23 protein-coding genes, 4 tRNA genes and 2 pseudogenes are annotated in these 21,831 nt (G+C 58.5%); 15 read left to right on the forward strand and 14 right to left on the reverse strand.

The window, feature by feature from the left end; all coding sequences use genetic code 11:
* Window positions 1-5 precede the first annotated feature (5 nt).
* Window positions 6-101: pseudogene (locus AC5Y5C_RS17380) on the forward strand (3-keto-5-aminohexanoate cleavage protein); the annotation flags it as partial.
* 26 nt (window positions 102-127) lie between these two features.
* Here the strand turns inward: AC5Y5C_RS17380 and AC5Y5C_RS17385 are convergent.
* The gene (locus AC5Y5C_RS17385; RefSeq protein WP_499974450.1) at window positions 128-1,018 is read right to left on the reverse strand and encodes an aldo/keto reductase; all 891 of its coding nucleotides are present in this window, start codon (window positions 1,016-1,018) and stop codon (window positions 128-130) included.
* Window positions 1,019-1,341: 323 nt separating this feature from the next.
* Here AC5Y5C_RS17385 and AC5Y5C_RS17390 point away from each other — a divergent pair, with 323 nt between their 5' ends.
* A complete protein-coding gene (locus AC5Y5C_RS17390) occupies window positions 1,342-2,178 on the forward strand; it encodes a carbon-nitrogen hydrolase family protein (RefSeq protein ID WP_499974452.1) in 837 nt (278 codons plus the stop codon).
* 138 nt (window positions 2,179-2,316) lie between these two features.
* On the opposite strand, the gene AC5Y5C_RS17395 is transcribed toward AC5Y5C_RS17390, so the two are convergent.
* The 3 genes from AC5Y5C_RS17395 to AC5Y5C_RS17405 form a co-directional block, all read right to left on the reverse strand.
* Window positions 2,317-2,391: transfer RNA gene (locus AC5Y5C_RS17395), tRNA-Val, on the reverse strand.
* A 10-nt stretch (window positions 2,392-2,401) separates the two neighbouring features.
* Window positions 2,402-2,475, reverse strand: a tRNA-Cys gene (locus AC5Y5C_RS17400).
* 25 nt (window positions 2,476-2,500) lie between these two features.
* Window positions 2,501-2,573, reverse strand: a tRNA-Gly gene (locus AC5Y5C_RS17405).
* 168 nt (window positions 2,574-2,741) lie between these two features.
* Here AC5Y5C_RS17405 and AC5Y5C_RS17410 point away from each other — a divergent pair.
* The 6 genes from AC5Y5C_RS17410 to AC5Y5C_RS17435 all read left to right on the forward strand — a co-directional run bounded on the left by AC5Y5C_RS17410 (window position 2,742) and on the right by AC5Y5C_RS17435 (window position 6,379).
* Window positions 2,742-2,813 (forward strand) — tRNA-Val (locus AC5Y5C_RS17410).
* A gap of 344 nt (window positions 2,814-3,157) precedes the next feature.
* Window positions 3,158-3,337 carry a helix-turn-helix domain-containing protein gene (locus AC5Y5C_RS17415; protein WP_499974453.1) on the forward strand — a complete coding sequence of 60 codons (180 nt, stop codon included), beginning with the start codon at window positions 3,158-3,160 and terminating at the stop codon, window positions 3,335-3,337.
* An 86-nt stretch (window positions 3,338-3,423) separates the two neighbouring features.
* Window positions 3,424-4,344, forward strand: a complete 921-nt coding sequence (locus AC5Y5C_RS17420; RefSeq protein WP_499974455.1) for a DUF8453 domain-containing protein — start codon at window positions 3,424-3,426, stop codon at window positions 4,342-4,344.
* A gap of 88 nt (window positions 4,345-4,432) precedes the next feature.
* Window positions 4,433-4,708 (forward strand): type VII secretion target, encoded by a 276-nt coding sequence (locus AC5Y5C_RS17425; protein ID WP_499974456.1) that lies wholly within the window; start codon window positions 4,433-4,435, stop codon window positions 4,706-4,708.
* 24 nt (window positions 4,709-4,732) lie between these two features.
* A complete protein-coding gene (locus AC5Y5C_RS17430; RefSeq protein WP_499974458.1) occupies window positions 4,733-5,872 on the forward strand; it encodes an amidase domain-containing protein in 1,140 nt (379 codons plus the stop codon).
* A 12-nt stretch (window positions 5,873-5,884) separates the two neighbouring features.
* Complete coding sequence (locus AC5Y5C_RS17435; RefSeq protein ID WP_499974460.1) at window positions 5,885-6,379, forward strand: hypothetical protein; 495 nt, start codon at window positions 5,885-5,887, stop codon at window positions 6,377-6,379.
* A 119-nt stretch (window positions 6,380-6,498) separates the two neighbouring features.
* On the opposite strand, the gene AC5Y5C_RS17440 is transcribed toward AC5Y5C_RS17435, so the two are convergent.
* From AC5Y5C_RS17440 to AC5Y5C_RS17450, 3 genes are read right to left on the reverse strand one after another with little or no spacing between them, the layout of a single operon-like run.
* On the reverse strand, window positions 6,499-6,798 hold the full coding sequence (locus AC5Y5C_RS17440) for a hypothetical protein (protein WP_499974461.1): 300 nt from the start codon (window positions 6,796-6,798) through the stop codon (window positions 6,499-6,501).
* A 14-nt stretch (window positions 6,799-6,812) separates the two neighbouring features.
* Window positions 6,813-7,025: a hypothetical protein gene (locus AC5Y5C_RS17445; protein WP_499974462.1), complete on the reverse strand. Its 213-nt coding sequence runs from the start codon at window positions 7,023-7,025 to the stop codon at window positions 6,813-6,815.
* Window positions 7,026-7,037: 12 nt separating this feature from the next.
* Window positions 7,038-8,156, reverse strand: a complete 1,119-nt coding sequence (locus AC5Y5C_RS17450) for a hypothetical protein (protein ID WP_499974464.1) — start codon at window positions 8,154-8,156, stop codon at window positions 7,038-7,040.
* Between the two features lie 451 nt (window positions 8,157-8,607).
* Between AC5Y5C_RS17450 and AC5Y5C_RS17455 the strand changes: the two genes are divergently transcribed.
* The 6 genes and pseudogenes from AC5Y5C_RS17455 (at window position 8,608) to AC5Y5C_RS17480 (ending at window position 13,737) form a co-directional block, all read left to right on the forward strand.
* Window positions 8,608-8,889, forward strand: a complete 282-nt coding sequence (locus AC5Y5C_RS17455) for a hypothetical protein (protein WP_499974467.1) — start codon at window positions 8,608-8,610, stop codon at window positions 8,887-8,889.
* Between the two features lie 34 nt (window positions 8,890-8,923).
* Window positions 8,924-9,778 (forward strand): hypothetical protein, encoded by an 855-nt coding sequence (locus AC5Y5C_RS17460; protein ID WP_499974469.1) that lies wholly within the window; start codon window positions 8,924-8,926, stop codon window positions 9,776-9,778.
* Window positions 9,779-9,893: 115 nt separating this feature from the next.
* Window positions 9,894-10,436 (forward strand): annotated as a pseudogene (locus AC5Y5C_RS17465) (bifunctional DNA primase/polymerase); the annotation flags it as partial.
* A 123-nt stretch (window positions 10,437-10,559) separates the two neighbouring features.
* Window positions 10,560-12,320 carry a hypothetical protein gene (locus AC5Y5C_RS17470; RefSeq protein ID WP_499974691.1) on the forward strand — a complete coding sequence of 587 codons (1,761 nt, stop codon included), beginning with the start codon at window positions 10,560-10,562 and terminating at the stop codon, window positions 12,318-12,320.
* A gap of 243 nt (window positions 12,321-12,563) precedes the next feature.
* Window positions 12,564-12,875, forward strand: a complete 312-nt coding sequence (locus AC5Y5C_RS17475) for a hypothetical protein (protein ID WP_499974470.1) — start codon at window positions 12,564-12,566, stop codon at window positions 12,873-12,875.
* Window positions 12,862-13,737, forward strand: a complete 876-nt coding sequence (locus AC5Y5C_RS17480) for a hypothetical protein (RefSeq protein ID WP_499974471.1) — start codon at window positions 12,862-12,864, stop codon at window positions 13,735-13,737. The genes AC5Y5C_RS17475 and AC5Y5C_RS17480 overlap by 14 nt, the downstream gene beginning before the upstream one ends.
* Before the next feature lie 34 nt (window positions 13,738-13,771).
* Here the strand turns inward: AC5Y5C_RS17480 and AC5Y5C_RS17485 are convergent, their stop codons facing one another.
* From AC5Y5C_RS17485 to AC5Y5C_RS17505, 5 genes are all read right to left on the reverse strand, one after another.
* Window positions 13,772-14,293: a hypothetical protein gene (locus AC5Y5C_RS17485; protein WP_499974473.1), complete on the reverse strand. Its 522-nt coding sequence runs from the start codon at window positions 14,291-14,293 to the stop codon at window positions 13,772-13,774.
* A 29-nt stretch (window positions 14,294-14,322) separates the two neighbouring features.
* Entirely contained in the window at window positions 14,323-15,495 is a 1,173-nt protein-coding gene (locus AC5Y5C_RS17490; RefSeq protein ID WP_499974474.1) for a tyrosine-type recombinase/integrase, read from the reverse strand.
* Window positions 15,485-16,084: a uracil-DNA glycosylase gene (locus tag AC5Y5C_RS17495; protein WP_499974475.1), complete on the reverse strand. Its 600-nt coding sequence runs from the start codon at window positions 16,082-16,084 to the stop codon at window positions 15,485-15,487. The genes AC5Y5C_RS17490 and AC5Y5C_RS17495 overlap by 11 nt, the downstream gene beginning before the upstream one ends.
* 1,303 nt (window positions 16,085-17,387) lie before the next feature.
* Window positions 17,388-18,425: an AurF N-oxygenase family protein gene (locus tag AC5Y5C_RS17500; protein ID WP_499974477.1), complete on the reverse strand. Its 1,038-nt coding sequence runs from the start codon at window positions 18,423-18,425 to the stop codon at window positions 17,388-17,390.
* 489 nt (window positions 18,426-18,914) lie between these two features.
* Complete coding sequence (locus AC5Y5C_RS17505; RefSeq protein WP_499974479.1) at window positions 18,915-19,511, reverse strand: TetR/AcrR family transcriptional regulator; 597 nt, start codon at window positions 19,509-19,511, stop codon at window positions 18,915-18,917.
* A 94-nt stretch (window positions 19,512-19,605) separates the two neighbouring features.
* Between AC5Y5C_RS17505 and AC5Y5C_RS17510 the strand changes: the two genes are divergently transcribed.
* Window positions 19,606-20,460, forward strand: coding sequence for an alpha/beta hydrolase (locus AC5Y5C_RS17510; RefSeq protein WP_499974480.1), 855 nt, complete (start codon window positions 19,606-19,608; stop codon window positions 20,458-20,460).
* 179 nt (window positions 20,461-20,639) lie between these two features.
* On the opposite strand, the gene AC5Y5C_RS17515 is transcribed toward AC5Y5C_RS17510, so the two are convergent.
* Window positions 20,640-21,479 (reverse strand): SDR family NAD(P)-dependent oxidoreductase, encoded by an 840-nt coding sequence (locus AC5Y5C_RS17515; RefSeq protein ID WP_499974482.1) that lies wholly within the window; start codon window positions 21,477-21,479, stop codon window positions 20,640-20,642.
* On the reverse strand, window positions 21,476-21,814 hold the full coding sequence (locus tag AC5Y5C_RS17520; protein ID WP_499974486.1) for a nuclear transport factor 2 family protein: 339 nt from the start codon (window positions 21,812-21,814) through the stop codon (window positions 21,476-21,478). The genes AC5Y5C_RS17515 and AC5Y5C_RS17520 overlap by 4 nt, the downstream gene beginning before the upstream one ends.
* Between the last annotated feature and the right edge of the window lie 17 nt (window positions 21,815-21,831).

Here is a 21,831-nt window from a genome sequence, read left to right on the forward strand (position 1 = left end):
AGACGGTGTACCTGACGGCGTGTCTGAACGGGGTGCGGCGCAATGACCAGCATCCCGCAATCCCCTGCACGCCGGCCGAGGCCGAACTAGTCGCTGTCGCTGCTGGGCGTGCCCGGATGGGGGAGCGCTAGGCTGCCCGCCTCGCCAGCTGTTCTCGGTGCCATCTGCTGCGCGCCGAGTGATGTGCCGAGAATCCCTCGTTGGGGTGTGTCCCCAGCCTGCCATTGGGTCGGTCGAACTGGCCGAATACCTCGAGATCTTCCGGGGACAAACTGAAATCGAAGATCTGCAGATTCTCGGCCAACCGGCTAGGCGAGCAGGTCTTGGGGATCACCACATGACCCAACTCGATATGCCACCGCAGGATCAGCTGTGCCGGCGTCTTGTTGTGCTTGGCGGCCAGTGCGGCCAGCGGGGAATCTCCCGTGGCGCCGATTCCCTGGGCGAGAGGACTCCATGCCTCCGTGACGATTTCCCGATCGGCGTTGAACTGCCGCAACTCTCGCTGTTGGAAGTACGGGTGCAGCTCCACCTGGTTGATCACCGGTGGCACGCCGGTCGCGTCGACAATGGCCTGTACGTGCTCGGGTTCGAAGTTGGATACGCCAATGGCGCGGATGTTGCCGGTGCGATAGAGCTGCACGATCTGCTGCCACGCCGTCACATACTGCCCGTAATTGGGTGCAGGCCAATGGATCAGGAACAGATCCACATAGTCGGTGCCGAGCATGTCAAGGCTCCGCGCGAAAGCGCCTGCGGCATCACAGAAATCGTCCACCCATAGCTTTGTGGTGATGAAAACTTCGTCTCGGGGCACGCCCGAGCGGGAGATGCCGAGACCGACGCCGCGTTCATTGCCGTATCTGGTGGCGGTGTCGATATGCCGGTATCCGGCATCAAGTGCTTGCCGGACAATGGTTTCCGCCTCTGCATCGGGGATGGCGGCGACGCCGAGGCCCAGCTGGGGGATGTCGACACCGTTGTAGAAACGAACTTTCGGGACAGTGCATGACTGCACGAGGGACTCCAATCACTCTGCGGCTGAAGGAGCAGTGGAATTGATTGATACCCGGGAGCGACACGTCCTTGTGACAGTTGAGACGGTACAACTACCAGTTGAACTCGGCATCTATGACGCCGCTCACAGAATTGCTGTGAACTTGCTGAAATCGCTGAACAGCAATGGTTTTCGATCTTCGAATACCTGTTGGGTTTACGCAATCCTTACGTTGCGGCACCGCATAAGTCCGGCCATGGTGGCGATGCCTCTTGAGACGCGCTGCGATTTTGGACGTCTCGGATGCATAAGAGGCCTCTGTGCCTCAAAGTGGTGGAAACGCCATGACAGCCGGAGGTGGGTCCATTTCCACGAAACTAAGAGTCGCGGGCCTGCAGTCGGCCGGGAATCCCGCGAATCCGGATGCGAATCTTGCTGAGCTCGAACGGGTCGCGAGAAGGCTGGCGGGGCAGGCGGATCTGCTCATCACGCCGGAGCTGTTCGTCACCGGTTACGACATCGGGGACCGTTTACCGGAGCTCGTGAGCGCCGATCACCTTGGTGCCGTCTGCTCAATCGCTGAACGGAACAAGATTGCGATCATCGTGGGGCTGGCGGAGAGCGGTGCTGCGGGGGCGCTGTACAACAACGCGGTCTTTATCGATGTGCGTGGCGTGGTGTGTGGCCGGCACCGCAAGACTCACCTGTTCGGCGAGATCGATCGTGCCTATTTCACGCCGGGGAGCCAACCGGCGACCGTGGTGCGCTATCGCGGCGTCAACGTCGCCATGATGATTTGCTACGACGTGGAGTTTCCCGAGAACGTCCGGATGAGTGCCCTTGCCGGTGCGCACCTGCTTGCGGTGCCGACGGCACAGATGAGGCCTTTCGAGTTCGTCGCCGATGTCGTGATCCGGACACGGGCCTGGGAGAACCAGATCTATGTGGCGTATATCAATCACGACGGTATCGAGAACGCGACGACCTATGTCGGCCGGAGCAGCATCGTCGGTCCCGACGGTGGCGTGCTCGACCGCATCGAATCGGGGACCGGCACGATCATCGCCGAGATCGACACCGACGTGGTGCGAGTAGCGCAACAGGCCAACCCTTACCTGGCCGATTTGCGCCCCGAATTGAATTCCCCTCTGGTGGCACCGCCGACCCGGGTACGTCAATGATCTAGTTGATGGCCAGGTGGATGATTCTTTCCTCGTCGGAAGTTCACCCTGGCCCTACGCACCTACAGCTCTGGTGGTGCTCATGGGACGCAAACCCAGTCTCCCGGGAAGAAAACCGCAGCTTGGCTGCGGTAATGCTGGTGCGCGATACTGGGATTGAACCAGTGACCTCTTCCGTGTCAGGGAAGCGCTCTCCCGCTGAGCTAATCGCGCGGGGTCTTTATGGAGGTGGAGACGGGAATCGAACCCGTGTGCACGGCTTTGCAGGCCGTTGCCTCACCACTCGGCCACTCCACCGCTAGGGATGACTGTCCACCCTCCGAGCGGATGACGGGATTCGAACCCGCGACCCCAACCTTGGCAAGGTTGTGCGCTACCAACTGCGCTACATCCGCGCGCAACGGATGAGATCGTCACCCGGTGCGAAGTGAAACAGTAGTCGAACGAGAGGTTTAATCACAAATCCCTTGCGTGCGCGGCCTGTAGGCGGGCGGAATGGGGTGTTTCCGGCCGCTCGTGCTAGCCTTTCACCTCGATTGATCAGCCATCACGGATCAACGCGCGGTCTCGTAGCTCAGCGGAAGAGCACTCGCCTCACACGCGAGGGGTCGCTGGTTCGAACCCAGCCGGGACCACCCTTTATCTTTGCAGTTCAGAGGGCTAATCGCCCCGATTCTCAACCCTGATGGGCTATCCAGGGGCTATGTGAACTTCTTTGCTGGGGTTGCTGCTGTAGCCAACCTCCCGACCCCACCGCCCTGGCGTCGTCCGGGTTGCACCGGTCTGTTAACGGGTACCAGGAGGCGCCAAGGCGTCTCGGTAGACATCAACGTAGCCCGGTAAGTACCGAGGGGGAGAGGCACGTCACATCGAAGCTCATCGATGGCCTCTAGGCACCAATTGCGTTAATCTCAATGGTGGGAAACGGAACCCATTGCACCAGGGCGCGGTGCGCTAAGAATAAAAAGAGGTTTCGTTTATGTCCATTCCTACACGGTATTTGTCTACTGCCGAAGCAGCCGAATATATCGGCGTCTCCAAGAACACCCTTCGGAGCTACGTCGCCAAGAAGATAATTCCCGCACATCGCATCGGTACGCGACTATTGAAATTCGACAGAATCGAACTAGACGAAGTTATCAAGAGTCATGGCCGGTAATTATTTTCGGCAATTTCGTCGGCAGCTGTGTTCTAACGGCGTACGATCGCCTCCCACGTGAGTTGGCTTCTGGCAGAGGGGGATCTATGGCGCAAGTACGCAAGGTCGGGCGGTGGGCCGCAGGTGTAGCAGGCATTGTCGTAGTCGCCGCGCTGAGCCTATGGATCAGTGGGGCGGGCTGCTGGCTGTGGCATCAGGCAATCCTGCTCACATCGGGAGCATGGTCGGCCTTTGCCGCCTGGGCGACCTTCCTAGTCGCAGCAATCGCGGCCGGTTTCGCGTACTTTCAGGTCAAAGTTGCGCGGCAGACACGTGAAGAACAAGCCCAGCCTAACGTCGTCGTGTTCGCTGAATCGACCCCACAACATATGCAATTCCTCGATATTGCCATACGGAACTTTGGGTCAACACCAGCCTACAATGTGACAATAGAAACATCTCCAAAAATAAGACGGACGCCCGATGATCAGAATGAGGGAAGTCCAAGCGTGGTGAAATTTCCTGAAATTTCGATACTTGCACCTAACCAGGAAATTCGCACTTTATGGGACGATGCGGTCGAACGTGAAGAATATATGGCTGCACTTCGGGAGAATCGAGATCGGAAAGTAATTGATTCGACCAAATTTTCGGCTTTGGAACTAGGGTCACGACATGAAGTCATAGTTCGTTATGAAGACAGCCACGGGAAAAAATATGAGGTCAAGTCAACCCTTGATTTTGATATCCTCCGAGACACCCAGTTTGTCAAGACATATACCTTGCATGATCTGACGAACCGCGTCGAAAAGCAGACGGAACAGATCGCTAAGATAGCGGGCGCATTAAATGATTTCTCAAAGGAGCATAAAGGGATTTGGGTATATCCATCCGATGCCGAGGCCGAACGTCAATATTGGGTCGATTACCGGGCACAGTTAAAAGAGCAGCGCGAACTGAGACTTCAACGCATCCGCGAGGCACAAGTGCGGAGCGCAGCGCGTTCCCAGGATGAATCAGATTCGTAGAACGTCCGCGCCCCGTTTACTGGCTACCGCGTATAGTGCGTCTAGCAGCGGTTCGGGTCGCTGTATCAACTGGCAGGGGGTGCGCGTGGTGTCTGGTTTGAGCGTCGATGCTGACGGGTTACGCCTGGCAGGGGCGCGCAGCGAGAGTCTGGCCGCTGACCTGGCTGGGCCGAGCACACCGACCGGTGGGTCGGGCAATGTGCCGACAGCCGCCGCTGTACAGGCCGTATCGGCGCTCATTGAGTCCGCGCGAGCAGATCAGGCCGCGTACCTGTCGGGCGGTGCGAATGCACTGCGCTCGGGGGCATCGCAGTATGAGCGCACCGACAAGGGCAGTGCTGGCAAGATCAATGGGACGATGTAAATGCCCACTCTTGCGCCGAGCGTCATGCCCACCAAATCGCAGATAATCAGTTGGCCCACAAGCCATTTAGACGACGCTGCGGCACAGTGGGAGGCATCTGCCAGCCAGTCTGAACAGGCGTTCACGCAGCATGTAGCGAATGTTTCGGCGCCTGGTGGCACTGAGTGGACCGGCGCGGCTGCCACGTCCGCCTACGACGATGCACGCGAAGCGCAAGACACGGTGCGGGTACAGGCGTCGGTCTGCCGGGAATGCGCGTCCATCGCGCGCCGGGGAGCTGGCGACGTACGCGGAGCGCAACAGGCCGCTATCAATGCCATCCAGCAGGCCGAGGGAGAAGGTTTCACTGTCGCCGAAGATCTGTCCGTCACCGACAGTCACAGCGGGGGTTCTAGCCAGGCGAAGGCCGACCGAGCGAATAAGGCTGCCGGTCACGCTGAGTTCATCCGTTGGCACGCACAGGGTTTGGCCTCCGCGGACGCGAAGGTGGCCGGAGAGCTGCAAGCCGAGGCCAGCGGTTTGGAGGGCCGGAAACTCGCGCAGGGGCTCGGCTTCAAAACCGACCACATGAACGGCGGGCTGGAGTTACCACCCGGATTGTCAGAGGAGCGTCGCAAAGCGGTTGAATACGCCGATAAGTGGTCCGATAGTAATAACCCCGACTACAAAACCTATGCGGAAGACTGCACCAACTTTGTTTCTCAAGCGATGCGAGCGGGCGGATTAGAAGATGTAGGCGACGACATGGGTGATTGGCACCATGGCGATCGTGACGATTGGTATTACAAAAGAGACGGCTGGAATCCGTACAATAAAGATTCCGAGACTTGGTATAACGCTGGCGCTAGTCACGACTATTTCACACAGCATTCCGGCTTGGGTGAAATCAAAGGTGTTTTGGACACGCCCGCGAAGGCGGGATTAGACGTTCAAGCGCCGTCGAAAGCCGGATTGGTTCCGGGCGATCTAATTTATTACAAAGACAATGCGGGCACGATTAATCATGTCGCGATGTATGTTGGGCAAGTTAACGGTGTGGACGTAGTTGACCAGCATTCGGGAAGTTTCAGCACGTCGCACGATGATTGGATGCCTGACACAGGCGATTTCTTGGGTGGACAATCACGGGTTGAATTCGTGCACGTGAAATACCCCGGTGAGTGAGATAGGCGGATAATGACGAAATCACGATGGATCGCCCTCGCTGTCGCGCTGGTGGTAGTTGTCGTCGCTGCTGTCGTTGCTTTCTTTCTTCTATACGAGGAGGAAGACAACACTGCGCCGCATCTCAAACATTTCGCGACTGAAGAACAGCACAAGAAAGCTCAGTCGATCGTAGATGAGCTTAATACTAGGGACGCCTCCAAGGTCAATGTTATTCGTGGAAACAACCTGACAGATCCCAAATCTATTGCCGCCCTTGATGCTCAAAATAAAACGGTAGTGTCAGCCCTACCGGCGATCGGATGCCGGTACACATTAAAGTCACTTGATGACAAAGGCGAACAGGCGGAACAAATTCTGCCAGGTCTGACGAAAGAATCCCGCGTGTATCGGTTGGACCTGAACGTTGACGAACAATGCTCTGGACAACCTTCGCAGTCGCGCACGCTGGGGCTGTATCTGGTTCCGTACTGGGGATATTGGACGCCGCTGTCGTTCGCGAATTAGCCGGATCTTGGAACGCCGCCGGGGAGCGCTGTAGTGGAGGGCACTGTTGCGCTCTACCCGGCGACGAGGGTCCGGTGGTCGCCTACGGCCACCGGGTGCCGATAGAGAAGGGCATCCCTCTATCGGGCACGTTTGCGGCCAGCGGTTGGCGTAGGGCGGGTGATCTTGGCGCTTCCGGCCACGTCCACCCGAATGCCACCCACCTTGTACGCAGCTGACGCGGAGACCCCGGCCTGGCTGGTGGTCAGGGTGCGGTTGACCTTCACCGAGCCGGGAACGGTGGCCTTGCGCACTGCCGAGCGGGCCGTCTTGGAACCCACGGCGGCACCGATCCCGGCACCGACAGCCACGCCCGTCACCTTCCTGCCCGCGCCCGCGAACCGGCCCAACGGGTCACGTGTATACGTGCGTCGCTTCATGGCTTGCCGTCCTGTCATCGGGGAGCGTCGTCGGGGTACAGCCCAGGCGGGCCGTCCGCGATGCCGGTGCGGTCGGTTTGTGCTGGCGAGCGGCCAGGGGAGCGCCTGGGGCACTTACCTGGTCCGTACGTGAACTCGCTGGCACCCTTCGCCCTGGCGGGTATCGACCCGGTGGGCAGTGGACCGGTGTAGTCCACCGGCACGTATCCCGAATCATGTTGTGCCACAGCGCACCTCACTTAGACCGGAATCAAGGCAGTGGGAGCTGTGTAGGTCGAACCTGCCGTGACCTGCAAACACACCGCCGCGCCACGCTGGCGAACACCCACACCGAATGAGCGTTGGAAAAAGCTGTCTTGCAGCGGGTAGCCGAGCTGGTTACCGGGGATGGTGCGCAAACCCTGATAAGCGACGTTGGCAAGCTCGCGCATACCGACCGCGTTGCGCTCGGAATTCGGCCCACCGGATGCGACTACAGCGACGTATCCCGGTGGTACGAAGGAACTTTCGAGCAGCCAGCCGGGTCCGTAGCTGCCCAAAACCTCCCGGCCGTGATAGCTGCCTTCAATCGGCTTACCGATGATATTCTCCGGCTGGAGGTACGGCGGTGCTTTGACGGACGGGATGTAATCGTGTTTAGCGAGGGGGCCACCGGAGCGCGATTCCTTACCGGATCGCCACGTCTGAATCAGTTCTGATTCAACAGGATTGGCGAGAATGAGCAACTGAGACGAAGAATCCAACCCATATCCCTTGATGCGAATCAGGTTCAGGGCGTCCTCAATGTCTTGCGAATCAAGGACGGCATTTTGGGTCGGTAGGTAGTGGTTCGTATTGGTGGGGAACTGGTTGCCCAAATACGGTGGGGGAGTTACACCGTCAATTCCCGTATACAAACCGAACACACGCGCACCGAATTCATTTTGGCCCTCGGTCGGATCGAACAAACGACGAAGAATCGTCCCGGTGACCAGCTTGTTGTCACTCTCCATAATTCCGTTCAACACAGCATCCACCTGACGGCGGTCCGCGTTCCGTAAAAATTTCCACGTGAACGCGGTGCGTAAATCGTAGTCGTCAAACGTGTAGCCCAACAGCAGCGCATCAGCAGGAGTACCGGCAGATTTGGGCAAACCGTGCTCGGTTGCGCGCTCGAAACTGGCGCTGCCCACACTCTGCGGAACCGCATCGGAAGCGTTGACGGTTTTAAACGACAGTAGGGACGCGATCGTTGTGCGTTCAGAATTCCAAACCTGAAACGCTGTAATCAAATCTTCCCAGACGGCATTAATATCTGTGCCGTCGGCAAGGGAATTAACGAGTACGTCGCCGCTAGCCTGAATACCTTGACGAGCCATCTTAAAACCTCAAATCAGATTTAGAGTCCCAACGCGTTAAATTAGAGCCGCGTTGTTCCGTTGGCATCAGAGTACGCCGGGGGTTTCGAAATACCTTGTACACCTGGGTGTGTCGCTATTTGGCCGGTCGCGTGCGGTTCGTGTGAGGTCCGGCTGGAGTGATGGCGATTGCGTATTGAGGATCGGCGCAATTGTTCTCGTGCAAATCATCAAAAATCTATATTACGTTTTATCCTGGGCTAGCCCATAGATCGCCTACCTGCATATATCGAATGCGGACGACTCCGGTTGAAGACTGGTCGGGTCAATTCCTGTTTAGGCATTGTCAGGTAGTAGTGAGATGTGCTTGCATTCGAACATATAGAGTCGAATCGCCTGGCGCTCAGCCTTCATGAATGATTCGAATCTTTGGAAAAGAATGAGAGGAAAATACGCGATGAGTCTATCGGTAGTGCCTGAGCGCGCAAGAATTCGGCCAGAATTTCAAAACATGGTCGATCAGGCCGACCCTACTATTAAATTCCGCGGATACGAGGAACTGATTTCCCATGCACGAAACGAGATGGGGATTCCCGATCTCACCCGTTACGCATTAAAGAAGGCGGTAATGGATCGAACGCTCGAACATTTTCTGATCTCGGGGGCGATCTATTTTTCGGAGCGCGGATTAGTTCGATGGTTGGTAGGCCAGGTACGGGGTGGCGAACCTATCGACAGCAGTCAATCGAGATAGCAAAGGATCAACCCAACTAGAAAGGCAACCTGAAATGAGCATCACGCATGAGGCCGTAATCACGGCGGCGAATGAAGTAGACCCACGACTGCACAAGAATGGGATTCTTACGCCAGGGCGGTTGGACAAGCTAGCGAGCTTGCTTGATTTTCCGACTAAACTCACCTACCAATTGCAAACCCTGAAATCGGTATGGTTTCCATCTCCTGCTACGACGGCGGCAAGTGACGGATCACTACAGCGAAGCAAGTTCATCAAGAATTATACGGAAGATTTCGCCCGAAAATTCCCTCGGTTCGCGAGCGCCGTTATTATCTACGGCAAGCACGACGAAAATAGCGTCATCGCTTCGATGGTCGATAGAGCGGTCGAGAGAAGCCAACGCGAATATTTCATGTCTGGCGCTGGTCTAGCCTCACCAACGGGAAAATATCTGAATCTAGCCCGCCTGAAATCTGACGATAAAAGTGCGCTAATAGCCGGAAAGATCACAGACGAGCGGATCATAGAAAAATGCTCTCGCGATGACTACGGCCATGACCACCCGTATGTGAAGACCGCGATTGCGTATGCGTTGGTAGCACAGTACCCGCAATGTCGATGGCTTATCCAAAAACAAGATGACCTAGACATCGTTCGCGAGCTGCTGAACTACTCAATTATCGGCAGCCAGACCAAGAACATTCACGGTAGCAATATTGGCCCCGGTTGTGACTGGCCGTTATCGCCGGGATGCGACGGACGATTTAGTCAAATGGTCCACGTGATCCCTTTCCCGCGCCCGAATGAACTTGTGGTTTTCTGCAAGATTTGTTCGTCATGCTGGAACGAATACGTGAAAAAGTATCAAATTTCGGGCGGATATTCGTCGGGATTATCAGCTGGTTGATCCGGCCATTCAACCGAACGAAAAAACGATCTGCGCAAAAAACAGAGCCATCCTCGCCAACGGGGGGTTTGTTGAGGATGGCTCTGTTAGGTATTTGAAAGGCATACCGGAAACCATGGTAACGCAATCCACCGACAACGGCCAGACTCGAAAGCTAACCCGCCGCAAAACCGGCGATACCCCCAAGTCTGATGCAGCCCAGTCAATCGTCATTCCCGACGTATCGGGCCTCTCCCTTGCCGATGCGGCCCGTGCGTACGGCTCAGCGGATCTGGCCGTGTTGCCGGTGAATCCGGCTAGACCCAAGAACCCCGGCAGTCACGTGGGAAAGGGCTGGCCGGACAAATCGAGCCACGCCGCTGAACAGATCGCCGCGTGGTGGCAGCGCTGTCCAAACGCTGCGATTGCGCTACACACCGGCAAGAGCGGCCTAGTGGCTTTCGATCTCGATATCGACGTGTTGCCTGATGAGCTGGCGTGGATGCGCGAGGGCCTGTTTCAGGCGTCGCGGACCTCCGGGGAGCGCGGACACTACGTGTTCGCCACGACCGAGACGTTCGTATCCGGTGGCCTGCTCACCAGCGGTGGTCACCAGGTCGGTGAGATTCGATCGGGCAACACCGTCATCGTTGTTGAACCGTCGCCGCACTCGAAAGCCGAGACTGAGGGTGGGCTATATCGCTGGCACCGCCCTGGTGTGGTCCCCTCGCTACCCGAGACCGCACACGAGTACCTGCGCAGCGCGGCGAGACGGTTCGCAGCCGAACACCAGGGCGTAGGGGTGGAGGCAATCACCGACGAGACGGTGCGCCAGTTCATCGCGGATACGACCGAAAATCGCCGGCCAAAAGTTCTGGCAGCGTTGACGCGGAAAGTGCGCCAAGCGCGGGCGGGCACCCGCGACGAAATCCGTAACGCACTGCGGATCGCGGCTTCCGAATCGCGTATCGGCCTGTACCCGTTTACGCAGGCAATAGAGGAAATCGAAAGCGCCGCAAGAGATTCCTACACCGAACGGGGCGAAGACTTCGACGCTCATGTCGGCGCGCACGAATACAACCGCCTGGTCGTCAACGGAGTCACGCTCGCCCTGTCCCGATCGATAGAGGACCTTCGCGCCGAGGCCAACCGGGCGTTCGGCACCGACCACCGCGACACGGCGGGCGCGTTCGACAACCTCACCTTTCAACGATCGGAGCCCGCAGTCGATGACGAAGCGTTTTGGGCCTCGCGTGCGGTGTTGACCGATCTGCGTCAGTTCGCCCGTGCCCGCAGAGTGGCCCCGTGGGCGGTACTCGGATATGTGCTGGCGCGAGCGGTGTGCGCGATCCCCCCGCATGTGGTGTTGCCCGCTCTGGTCGGGTCCGAAGCCAGCCTGAATCTGTTTGTGGCCCTGGTTGGCCCGTCCGGGGCCGGTAAGGGCGGGGCCTCAGGTGCGGCTAGCCGGTGGCTGCGCACCGACCCCGATACGGTCATCGCCACCCTCGGATCAGGGGAGGGAATGGCGAAAGTGTATGCGTACAAACAGAAATCTGGCGGCTCGTGGTCTCAGGTGGGGTTGGAGTCGGCGGTACTGTTCGACGCCCCGGAAGTCGATAATCTGGCTGCGTTGTCGGCGCGTAACGCATCCACGTTGTTGCCGCAATTGCGGTCAGCCTATAGCGGTGAAGAGTTGGGGTTTTCCTACGCTGATCCGGCCAAGTCGGTTCGGTTGTGCGCGTATCGATATCGGCTGTGCCTGACCGTGGGTGTGCAGCCCGGACGTGGCGCTGGCCTGCTAGACGATGCTGACGGCGGAACCCCGCAACGGTTCGTGTGGCTACCCACCACCGATCCTGATATCCCCGACGAAGCGCCCGAGATACCCGCTTTCTATGAGCTGGGAGTCTGGCCGACGAACGCGGGCTCGAAAGTGGTGCTTGGTGCGATTAGCGCGGTGGGGCTGCTCAATGTGCTTGCCAAACCGGGGGATCTGCACACGTTGGGCATCCCGAAGGTGGCGCGCACCGCCATTGATGGGCACCGCCGCAAGATGCTGCGTGGCGATACCGACACGGATCCGCTGGACGGGCATCGGCTGTTGTGTCGCCTGAAAGTGGCCGCTGCTCTGATGTGGTTGGACCGCCGCACTGACGAAGTGAGCGAACAGGATTGGGAACTGGCCGGGACTGTGATGGCGGTGTCGGATGCTACCCGGCGCAGTGTGGTTGCGGCCCTTGCCGACAAGGCGCAAGCGGCCAACAAAGCGAGGGGACGGGCCGACACCGTCAGGGCGGTAGCCGCCGAGGAGGCGCGGGCAGATCTAGACGCTGAACGGATCGAACGTGTCTCCAAAAACGTGGTTTCAATTCTTGAGGATTTCGGGGGCGAGGAATCTCGATCCAATGTTCGTAAGAAAATTGCTAAACAAGATCGGGCGTTTTTTGAAGAACATATCGAACAAGATTTAATTGAATCTGGGTTAATCGAAAAAGTTGAACACGAGTATCGAGGGACCAAAGGCTTTCGTCTGCGCCTGATTGATGAGGGTGGTAGCAAATGACAAGCGTGGGTGAGTTTAAGGGGTGTAAGGGGTGTAAGGGGTGTATGCCTGTCGGCGGTATCCGAAAAATTCACGCCGATGCCGAAACTGTTTTACCAGGAAAAATAGAAATAGTTCAATCGCGGGTAAGCACCCCTTGGCTGATTTTCTCGGAGCCTAGGGGTGTACATACACCCCTTACACCCCTAAACGGCGGGTGTGTCAACGGGCGGCTAACTGCAAATCAGTTCAGAGGTGGTTTCGATGCGTAACCCCAGGATTCTGCCCGTGGTGCTCCAAAAATGTGGAGCATGCGAAGACGTTATTTTTAACGAACAAAATCCGAAGGGTCGCGTGAAGGATTTAATCGATCAATTTGTGATCCTGGGATTAGGACATGGGTACGTGTTCAGAAAATACCTCTGCCACGAATGTTATTCCAAGGTGTGCGACTGTCTGGGGCTGGATAAGGATAATCCGTGGATCAGGACCGCTGAATTTGTGGGGGAGATCGAAGAGGAATTTGACGAGGAAGATTTAGAAAATTTAGAGGAGAACGAAAATGAGCGAAATTAACGAGACCGGAAATAGTTCGGAAATCGCCAACGAAAATAGTTTGGACCTTTCGGAACAAAACCATTCAGAAGAGATTTCGCGCCGTGACAAGCCGAAACGGCTGTCAGATGAGTGGTGGGCGACGATCGCCTCTCCCAGATCGCAGCGCTGTACTGCCCACCGTAAGAACGGGAATCGGTGCCAACGCGCTGCCTACGCTGGTCAGAAAGTGTGCGGCCATCACGGAGGACGCGCACCAGCGGCGATAGCCGCTGCCCGCAGACGGCTCGGTGAGGCTGCCGAGACGATGGCACAGCAGTTACTCAGGATGGCGACCGATCCGAACGTGGCCGACGCAGTGAAACTGAAAGCCATCACCGAAGCGCTTGACCGTGCTTCCGTAACATCGAAAACTACTGTGGGCGTGGAGATTTCAGCAGTTCCGCGTTTTGAGTCGATTTTCGATGAGGCTGTCGAATCAGGCTCACGTGCGCAATATCGCAGGTCACAGGGCATATCCGACGACACTGCGCCACCCATAGCCTTGGGGAAAGTCGCCGGGGATACCCCCGCCTTGGTGTCATCTGATTCTTTTTTGCCCATTGACGTTGATTTTTCTGACGACGAATCAGGCAATGTCAGATCGCAGGGGCGACCAATGAGTCGCGACGACGCGCAGCGTCAGCCGTACGGCTCGCTGGCCGGTCACACGGGGCCGTTCCATGCCGACCGTGAGGGCGTGGTCACTGCACCAAATCGCTACGACGAACCAGCCAGTGTGGGAATGACGAGTTTGGAGGAGGCGCTAGAGGCACAAGCGCAGATGTACCGGGACGCCGCAGCCACGCGCGGCCTACCACCGGGCCGCACAGCCTGTGGATAGCCCAATGAAGCGATATGAGTGAATGAAATGCCGTTTACCGGCCCGTATGGTCGGTGTCCCGGCTGGTATCTGACCTGCCGGTTGGAGAACTTGCCTGGAGAGCTTTGATTTTTTCTGCATAGAGTCGGTCGGCTTTCATCGGCGGAAGGTGCAGATTTAGCCAGACGACACTAATGAAAATCGCGAAAGAGCTGACCGTAATCACGAGTTGGGCAATCGGCAGCAGTATGCCCTTGTCAGAAAAGTAGCCGAACAGTCCTAGCCCTAATCCAGTCATCAGGCCTAGTGCTGCCCATACGTGAATTCGTTTGTCCCACTTGTGAGTTGGCGTTATGACTGACTCCAGCGCCCTCAGCTCTCGTAACATCGCGATTTCTAAGGCATTATTTGGGTTGAGTTCTGGAGGATAGTTTTTATACAGCTCAGTGAGGTTCTTTAGCCGCTCGATTCTGCGGCCCACCGTGTTTGTCAGTGCGAAGATGCCCGCGATGATTGCGGCCAACAGCGGAACCGATGCTAGAAGGATCTGTATCCAGACGGGTGGCTGAGTCGTCATGGTGTCATTGCACCATGTAGTACCGACATTCAGGTGGTGGCCAGGGCAGATAGTTGGTCTGCGATCTCGACAGCACGACCCGACACCTGCCCTTGGTAGCGCAGTGAGGCGGTTTGGGTGCTGTGCCCTAGTCGGGCCATGGTCTCGGGGAGATTGGCCACGCGTGCGGTCTGGTGGCCCGCGAAGTGGCGCATATCGTGCAGACGCATCCCGGTTACCCCGGCACTGGCACATGCGAGCCGGAAGGCATCGCGCACCACCCGATCGGACACGTGGCACCCACCTCGCACCGGCACGAACAACAGCGCATCCGCGCTAGGGCCAACGTAGGTGTCGAGATGGTGAGCGATGTCGTCCCGGATGTGTGGCGGCACAACAACCGTGCGACCCTTGCCTGACTTCGGGGTGCTGACGACGCAGCGGTCAGCGGGGTTGTCGGTGCTGCGATGTGTCACACCACGCGCAACGGCAATGATCTCACATCCGACGCCAATATCCTTGCGGCGCAACTCAATTATCTCACCGAACCGCAAACCGCACCACGCCGAAATCAACACCAGCGCTTTGAATTTCGTTTCTATCTTGCTTGCGACGACGGACATTTGAGCGATGTCGGGCACCACAGGTTCGCGCGTGCGTTTGGTGGACGTGGCACCGTCGATCATTGCCGGATTACGTTCTAACAGTTCATCTTTTATGGCGGTATCGCAGATTGCGTGCAACAGTTGGTAGGCGTGTGCGCGGTATGTCGGTTTGTCGGTGAGGGTTTTCGCGTACCAGGATCGCACCATTGCCGGTTTCAGGTTGGACACCACCACGTTGCCGAGCTTGGGGCAGATGTGCTTCTCCAGCAGATTATTGTAATGGATTTTAGTGCGCGGCTTTAAGTTTCGTTGTTCAATCCATCGTTTTCCGTACTGTTCTAGCGTTTCGCGATTGACTTCGGTCGCCAGGCCCAGACGTTCGGACGGGCTGAGCCAGATCAATTGCGTGCCGGAACTGCCAACGGGTGTCAGCGATGAAATAGCGTTCTGGATTGCGCGGCGCTCCTGGGTAAGCCATTCTTCCGCGTCTATCTTGAACTCGAAAGTTGTTGGTGCAAAATGACGTACGTTGTCTGGTCCGATATAACTTGCCTGATACCGCCCTGATGATCGCTTGCGTATCCAGCCCCACCCGCGATGGCCTGCCTTACCGGACATCGAAAGCCCATCTAATCGCGCAGGCAAGGCTTGCGATGTAGTCGTATTCCAACCCCGAGTCATGTTGGCGCTTGATCCAGGACGGATGTTTCGCGAACAGAAGGTCGGGGCTGCGCGCAGTGCCGGACGGTCTCGGGGCATTGAATGGCCACGGAAGGGTTCGCGCATCTGGATAGAGCGACGTCAGCGCACGTTCGGCGTCTTTCCCTAAGCCGATTGCCATCACCGGTTCAACGATGTCGAGTTCATCGCGTAGGAAGTGGTGGCAGTTGTCTATCTCGTGGCGCTTCGACGGGCGATTGCCTGGCGGGTGGCAGTGCACGACGTTGGTGATGAACAGGTCACCCTTTGCGCGGTGAGCTTGTTCGAACGCGGAGTCGAGTAGCTTGCCGCTTCCTCCTGTGAAAGGGATTCCTGACTCCATGCACTGCTCGCACAGGCTTTGTCCAACAATCATCACGGGGGAGTCCACAGATCCGTAGCCGGGTGCTGACTCAGTGACGCTCGGTTCATTCATGCCGTTGCAATCCCGACACGCCTTGATTTTTGTCGCAATGTTGTCCATGCGGCGTTGTTTTGTGTTGATCATGTTAAAGCTATTTCCCTTCTTATCCAGCCGGGAAATCTTATGACCAGTGATAGTTGCTGTGTCGGGCTATCCGTGGGCTGTTCCATGCAGTATAGCGCTGGTATCTGTTGGTGCGTACTGTTACATCAGATTCAATGAGAGATGCTGGTAGACAGGCAGATTGCCAGGTCATTGGCAGTAGCCCAAAAGGTCGTCGCGGCTAATTCGAACCCAGCCGGGACCACCGAAGAAGTACAGGCAGACGAGTCGATTAGAAGTTGCCCCGGTTATGACCCAACCTGGGCTTTCCGGTCGGCGTGGCCACTGCGCGTTAGCGATCAAATGACGCGGCGCGGCAGAGAAGTCACGCCCGAAACTCGCGAGAACTGGGCATGCCAAACCCGGCGGCGCGGGACGCTAGAGGCGATGATCCAGGCTCTGTGACACCCGTAGACAGTGCCGGGCGTCTAGGGGTTCTTGAGGTCCTTTTCCGCCACGTCAACTCGCCTGCGAGGATCTGAATGGCGCCACCGATGATGGGGGCGCCATTGCCGCCCGAGCGGGCTAGGGAGGTCGGTGAGGCTGCGCGCTGCGGCAGTGTGAGCAGAGTGCTTTGTTACGAAGGACTCTGTGACCACTTGACCCCCAGTCAAGTGACCGACGCATGTCAGTTCGGTCGAGAAACTCGTTGATGTGCACGGCGCAAGCGCTTCGTCCACTGAAGCGTGCTCGTGCTACTGCTCGGCTCCTTGCGGATTGGGAAAGGGCTCGCGTGACCGGCTTGCGCGCAGCAGGTTGTTTTCGCAGACCTCCCCACACCCGTGGATAAGGAGGTCTCGCTGTTTTCTGGGGATGTATCGAGACCTGTTGTCATGTGTAATGCGCACTCCTGTAACAGCTTTCGCTGATTTCTCGGACCGACAATTTCTCTGGAAGTAGAGACCTGCCGAGATGGGCAGTTAGGCGACTCAGCCTGGTTCAGGTGAGGGAATCAGGCCGAGTAACGCCGTCGAGAAAAGTCCGCTGCCGCGGACAGCGCGGCCGGGTTCGACTGTGTATGGGTTCGCAACGTCAATCCAGGGTCTTCGTGGCCCATCTCGCTCCTCTTGCTCTACGGCCACTATCTTCCCGACTATGACGAGACGTTGCCCCGAGAAACCTACGACGGGACTGCCTGGCCCGTCGAGATCGGTGGCCGGTCGTGCGCACCAGGCCTTGATCATCAAAGCATTGAATCTCTAGGTGGCAGTGGTGAAGCGTTGTCGGACAGTGCTATTGGGTGTGCCCGATGATGAGTGTGACTTGGGTGGCGGGGGTGTGGGTGCTAGGCAGGCACGGTTTCCGAGCGAGCCTGGGTGTAGTTCACCAGCGGACCGCGCTGCGGCTCGCTGCGGTAGCGGGCGGCGCGGCCATCGATACGCAGCACCCGCCAGACCAGCTTGGCGATCGGGTTCATCATGCCGGCTTCCCGGCACAGCATCCGGACATCGGAGAAGACCTCACTCATCGTCTGCCGCGAGGAGGGGCTCTTCCAGAAGATTTCCTTACGGACGTCTTGGGGGATGTCGAACCGTTTAAAGAAGCTCCGCGGCGGGGTCATGATGAGGCTCACCATGATGCGCATGGCAATCGGGGTGGCGATCGACAAAACTAACCGGCCGAACCAGTTCATCTGTGGCACATGCTTACGCAGGTATTCGTGCGCGAAGGAGATGTGCCGGGCCTCCTCAGCCACGTGGATCTCCATGACACGCTTCATGATCGGGTGCAAGTTGTCACCCTCGCGCAGCACGTTCTTCTGGGTGTGATCGATGGGCTCTTCACCGCCGAGAACCAAGACAAAGAAGAAGTTCGGCATCAGCCCCGAAGCCAGTGGAACGAACGGCGAGAACAAGCGGATCAGCCGCGGCATACCGGGGACATCAACACCGATACGGTTCACCATCTCTTGGAACATCAGAGTGTGGTAGCACTCCTCGATGCACTCGTGGTTCAGGTAGCGGAACTCCGGGGAACCGTTAGGCACCATGAAGGCGTACTGGATGAGGCCACGGATCAGGATGCTTTCGAATTGCAAGCCCACCCGAGCGACGTTGGCCTGGCGCCACATGCCGATCTCGATCTGCTTCTCTAGCGGCTGCCCCTGGTACCAGGGGTGCCGGCCCAGCGGATCGGTCTTGTGGGGCAGTGCCCAGCGCGGATCGTTGGGGACCACGGCGTACTCGGGCGCATCCCAATCGATGTCGATGAATGGGTTGAAGTTCCGGTTAGTGGAGCCATACGACAGGGTTTCCAGCCACTGAACGTATTGAGCGTCATCGCGAACTTCCAGCCGCTTACGGAACTTTTCTCGGAGCGACATTCCCATCTCCTCTTATCAGGTAACGGAGCTGCGAACTTTTACGTTTTGGGGATAATTGAAAGCGTAGAGGCTAGGCGATGCAATCCCAGATAATTAAGCATACATCTGTCCTCAGTTATCGCTAGTGGGTGACGCGAGGATTGACGGGCTCAAGATGGATGTTTCCCCCACGCATCTTCCTGGGGGTGGTGCATTTCATGCCGAGCGCACGTCAGCAGGGAGAGCTGTGGTCTACACCGGCACGATGACAGAAACGGACAAGACCCACCGAGCTGGCCGCCGTCTTCACGCGACCCCCATGCCGCTGCTCGGGCTATGGCGGAGGTGCGTTCGATGGTGTCCGGTCTCAATGGACCTAGCGGTTATCGCAATCTAATGGGGCGGATGTACCGATCACGCCTGCATTCTCGTTCAATCTGGTGGTCGGTAGCCCCCGGGGAGTCTCTCGGCGAGCACCGGTCCTTTCTAGGCGGGTTCGGCGGCCCAAGCTCAAGGTCGTGGATGTGTGCGTGGAGCGCATCGGCCTTTGCTTATGCGCAGGATCAAGGCGAGAGCGTCCTGTGGGTGGGCTGCTGGTGTCAGAACTTCTTGCAAGAGCAGGCCACGAAGCGCGGCAATGGTGACGGTGGCCATGTTCAGCGCTTCGTTGGTGTCGTGTCCTTCACGTTCCGCGAGCGAGACCAGCATCGCGGTCAGGTCGTCCAGCGAGTCGATGAACTCTCGAAAGTCCCCCGGGCTGTACGCGGCGAGCCCTACGACGTGAAAGAAGCCGCGGACCCGCGACAGCTGCGCCGGTCGGGTGTAGACCCGCCAGATCGCCACAACGAAATCGTCAAAGGTGCCCTGTTGGGCGACCTCGAAAAGCGCCTCGTTGTCGCGAGCTCGCTGCACCGTGAGCATGGCCGCCAAGACGCCAGGTAGTGACCCGAAGTGGTACCGCAGCAGCGCGTGGCTGGTCCCGGCCCGTGCGGCGACCTCGCGCAGCGACACGTCCGGCGAGGGAAGGTCTTCCCCGAAGGCGTCGAGAAGCCGAGCCAGGAGACGCTCGCGTGCGTCGCCCCTGCCTTGCGCACTTGACTTGATCACGCCGGTAGTTTATCCATTGGATAACAATTATCCAATGGATAAGATTCCTGCGGGCGTCACACCGCGCGGCCGCCGAGTTGTGAAAGGTCCTTCGATGAGCTCCATGTGGCAAGGCTGCCTCGCCGACACCGACTATTTCGAAATGCGTTCCAGCGGTGGACATGCCTACGGCATCTGGGTGACCACACCGCCGGGCTACGACCGCGCCGAGGCGCCGGCGCCTGTGGTGTATGTGCTCGACGGGAACTTTGCCGTGGGCCTGACGGCTCCCCTGATCGTCACCCAGATGGACCCGATGCAACGGATCCAGCCCTACATCCAAGTCAGCGTCGGCTACGCGGGCCAGGAAGCACAGGATTGGGATCGGCTGCGCAACAGGGACTTCGTGCCGCCCGGCGAGCCCATCGCCAAGGCGCTCATCGATGCGGTGGAGATGGGGGTGGAAGTGGGTGCGCGAACACGTGAGGAATCCGACGCCTACCTCGCCGAATTGCGCGACACCCACGCCGATGTATTCCTGCGCTTCCTCACCGACGAACTACACCCGCCGATCGCACACGACTACGGCACTGCCACAAGCGGTCACGGCCTTTTCGGCTATTCCTACGGCGGGCTATTCAGTCTCTACGCCTGGCTCACCGGTGCCAGCCTCTTCGAGAGTATCGGCGCGGGCAGCCCCGGCGTCATCGCCGAAGACAGTCAGATCTTCGCCCAGCTCCACGCGATGGGTGATAGCCAGCATGCCGGCAAGCTTCACGTGACCTTCAACGACCGCGAGATTCTCGGAGACCTGGCCATCTACCAAAACCTCGCCAAGAACACGGCCACTGTTCTTCACCACCTCACCTCACGCAGCGAAGCAGTCACCAGCGAGATCCTGCACGAAACACACGTGACTGGCCTACAGGCCTCTTTCCTCAGCTACCTCAGGACCTGCCGTACCCTGTAAGTGCGAACGTCACAGCCCTGTGCGACCGCTGAGCAACGCTGCTGCGGAGTAACAATGGCATATCCGCGCAGGTGAGTGCAGATACGTGGGTACACATCATGATTGGCGCCACGTCGGCCTGGGGCCGTACGGGCGGCGGATCTGCTGTTCGACGTCCTAGGAAATGTGGATTCGGCCGACTAGGCAGGGAAATCCGCACTGCGGGAGAGTGTTTCGTTCGTTCGGATGTCGGCCATGATCTTCTCCAGCGTATCGATCACGGCGTCGTATCCGCTGTTCCCCAGGACCAGTCGACGGGGAGGGGAGTCCTGGGCCATCGCTGCGATCACCGCACGGGCACCGCGGCCCGGGTCGCCGGGCTGCACACCGTCCATCCCAACGAAGACGGCACGTACCTGCTCCAGCATGTCGTGATATTCCGGGATCGGCTCTGCGACGGGCTCGTTCGCGAAGCCGGCGTAGGCGTTCGTGCGGAACGCTCCCGGTTCGACCGTCAACACGGAGATGCCCTGTGCGGCGACCTCGTCGCGCAGCGCATCGGTGATGGCTTCGATGGCGAACTTCGTGGCACTGTAGTAGCCGAATCCGGGCGCCGACACGAGCCCGGCCACCGAGGACACGTTGACGATCCACCCGTTTCCGCGGGCGCGCATCCCCGGCAGCACAGCACGTGTCACCGACAGCACCGCGAAGAAGTTCAGTTCGAACATGGCCCGCAACGAGGATTCGCCCATCCCCTCGATCGATCCGTACCAACCTCGGCCGGCGTTGTTGACCAGCACGTCGATACCGCCGAAATGCTCCTCCGCTGCATGCACCGCAACTTGCACCTGGGCCGCGTCGGTGAGTTCCAGCGGCACGACGAGAACGCGGTCACCGTACTGGTCGGCCCACGTCGCCAGCTCCTGCGGACGCCGCGAGGTGAGTGTCACGCGGTCCCCCGTCTCGAGTGCCGCCTCGGCGAACGCCACTCCGAAGCCGCCGGGTGTGCCCCCTGTGATGAACCATCGCCTGCTCATGGTTCGATCACCAGCCGACTGATCGACCCGCCGTCGAGGGCGAAGCGGAAGTGTAGGTCGACGACCCCGCCGGGGAAGTTGCCCTCCAGGTGCTGCCCGACGTCGATGGTGGTGTCAGTCGTGGTCGCGCCGGTGAACTTCGAGGTGTAGGTGTACTCGCTGACCGAGGCGATCAGCCAGGCCCCGATGTCGTCACGGCCCGTGTAGTCGCGGCCCTCGTCGGTCACGACGGCATCGGCGGTGAACGTGGCGAGCGCTCGGCCGTCCTGCGGGGTGCTGAGCGCGGTCATGAACGTTTTTATGGTGTCCGGGAGTGCATCCCAATCTGTGGTCATGACCCCACCGTGGGGCT

It is taken from the genome of Mycobacterium sp. NGS15 (assembly GCF_059813245.1).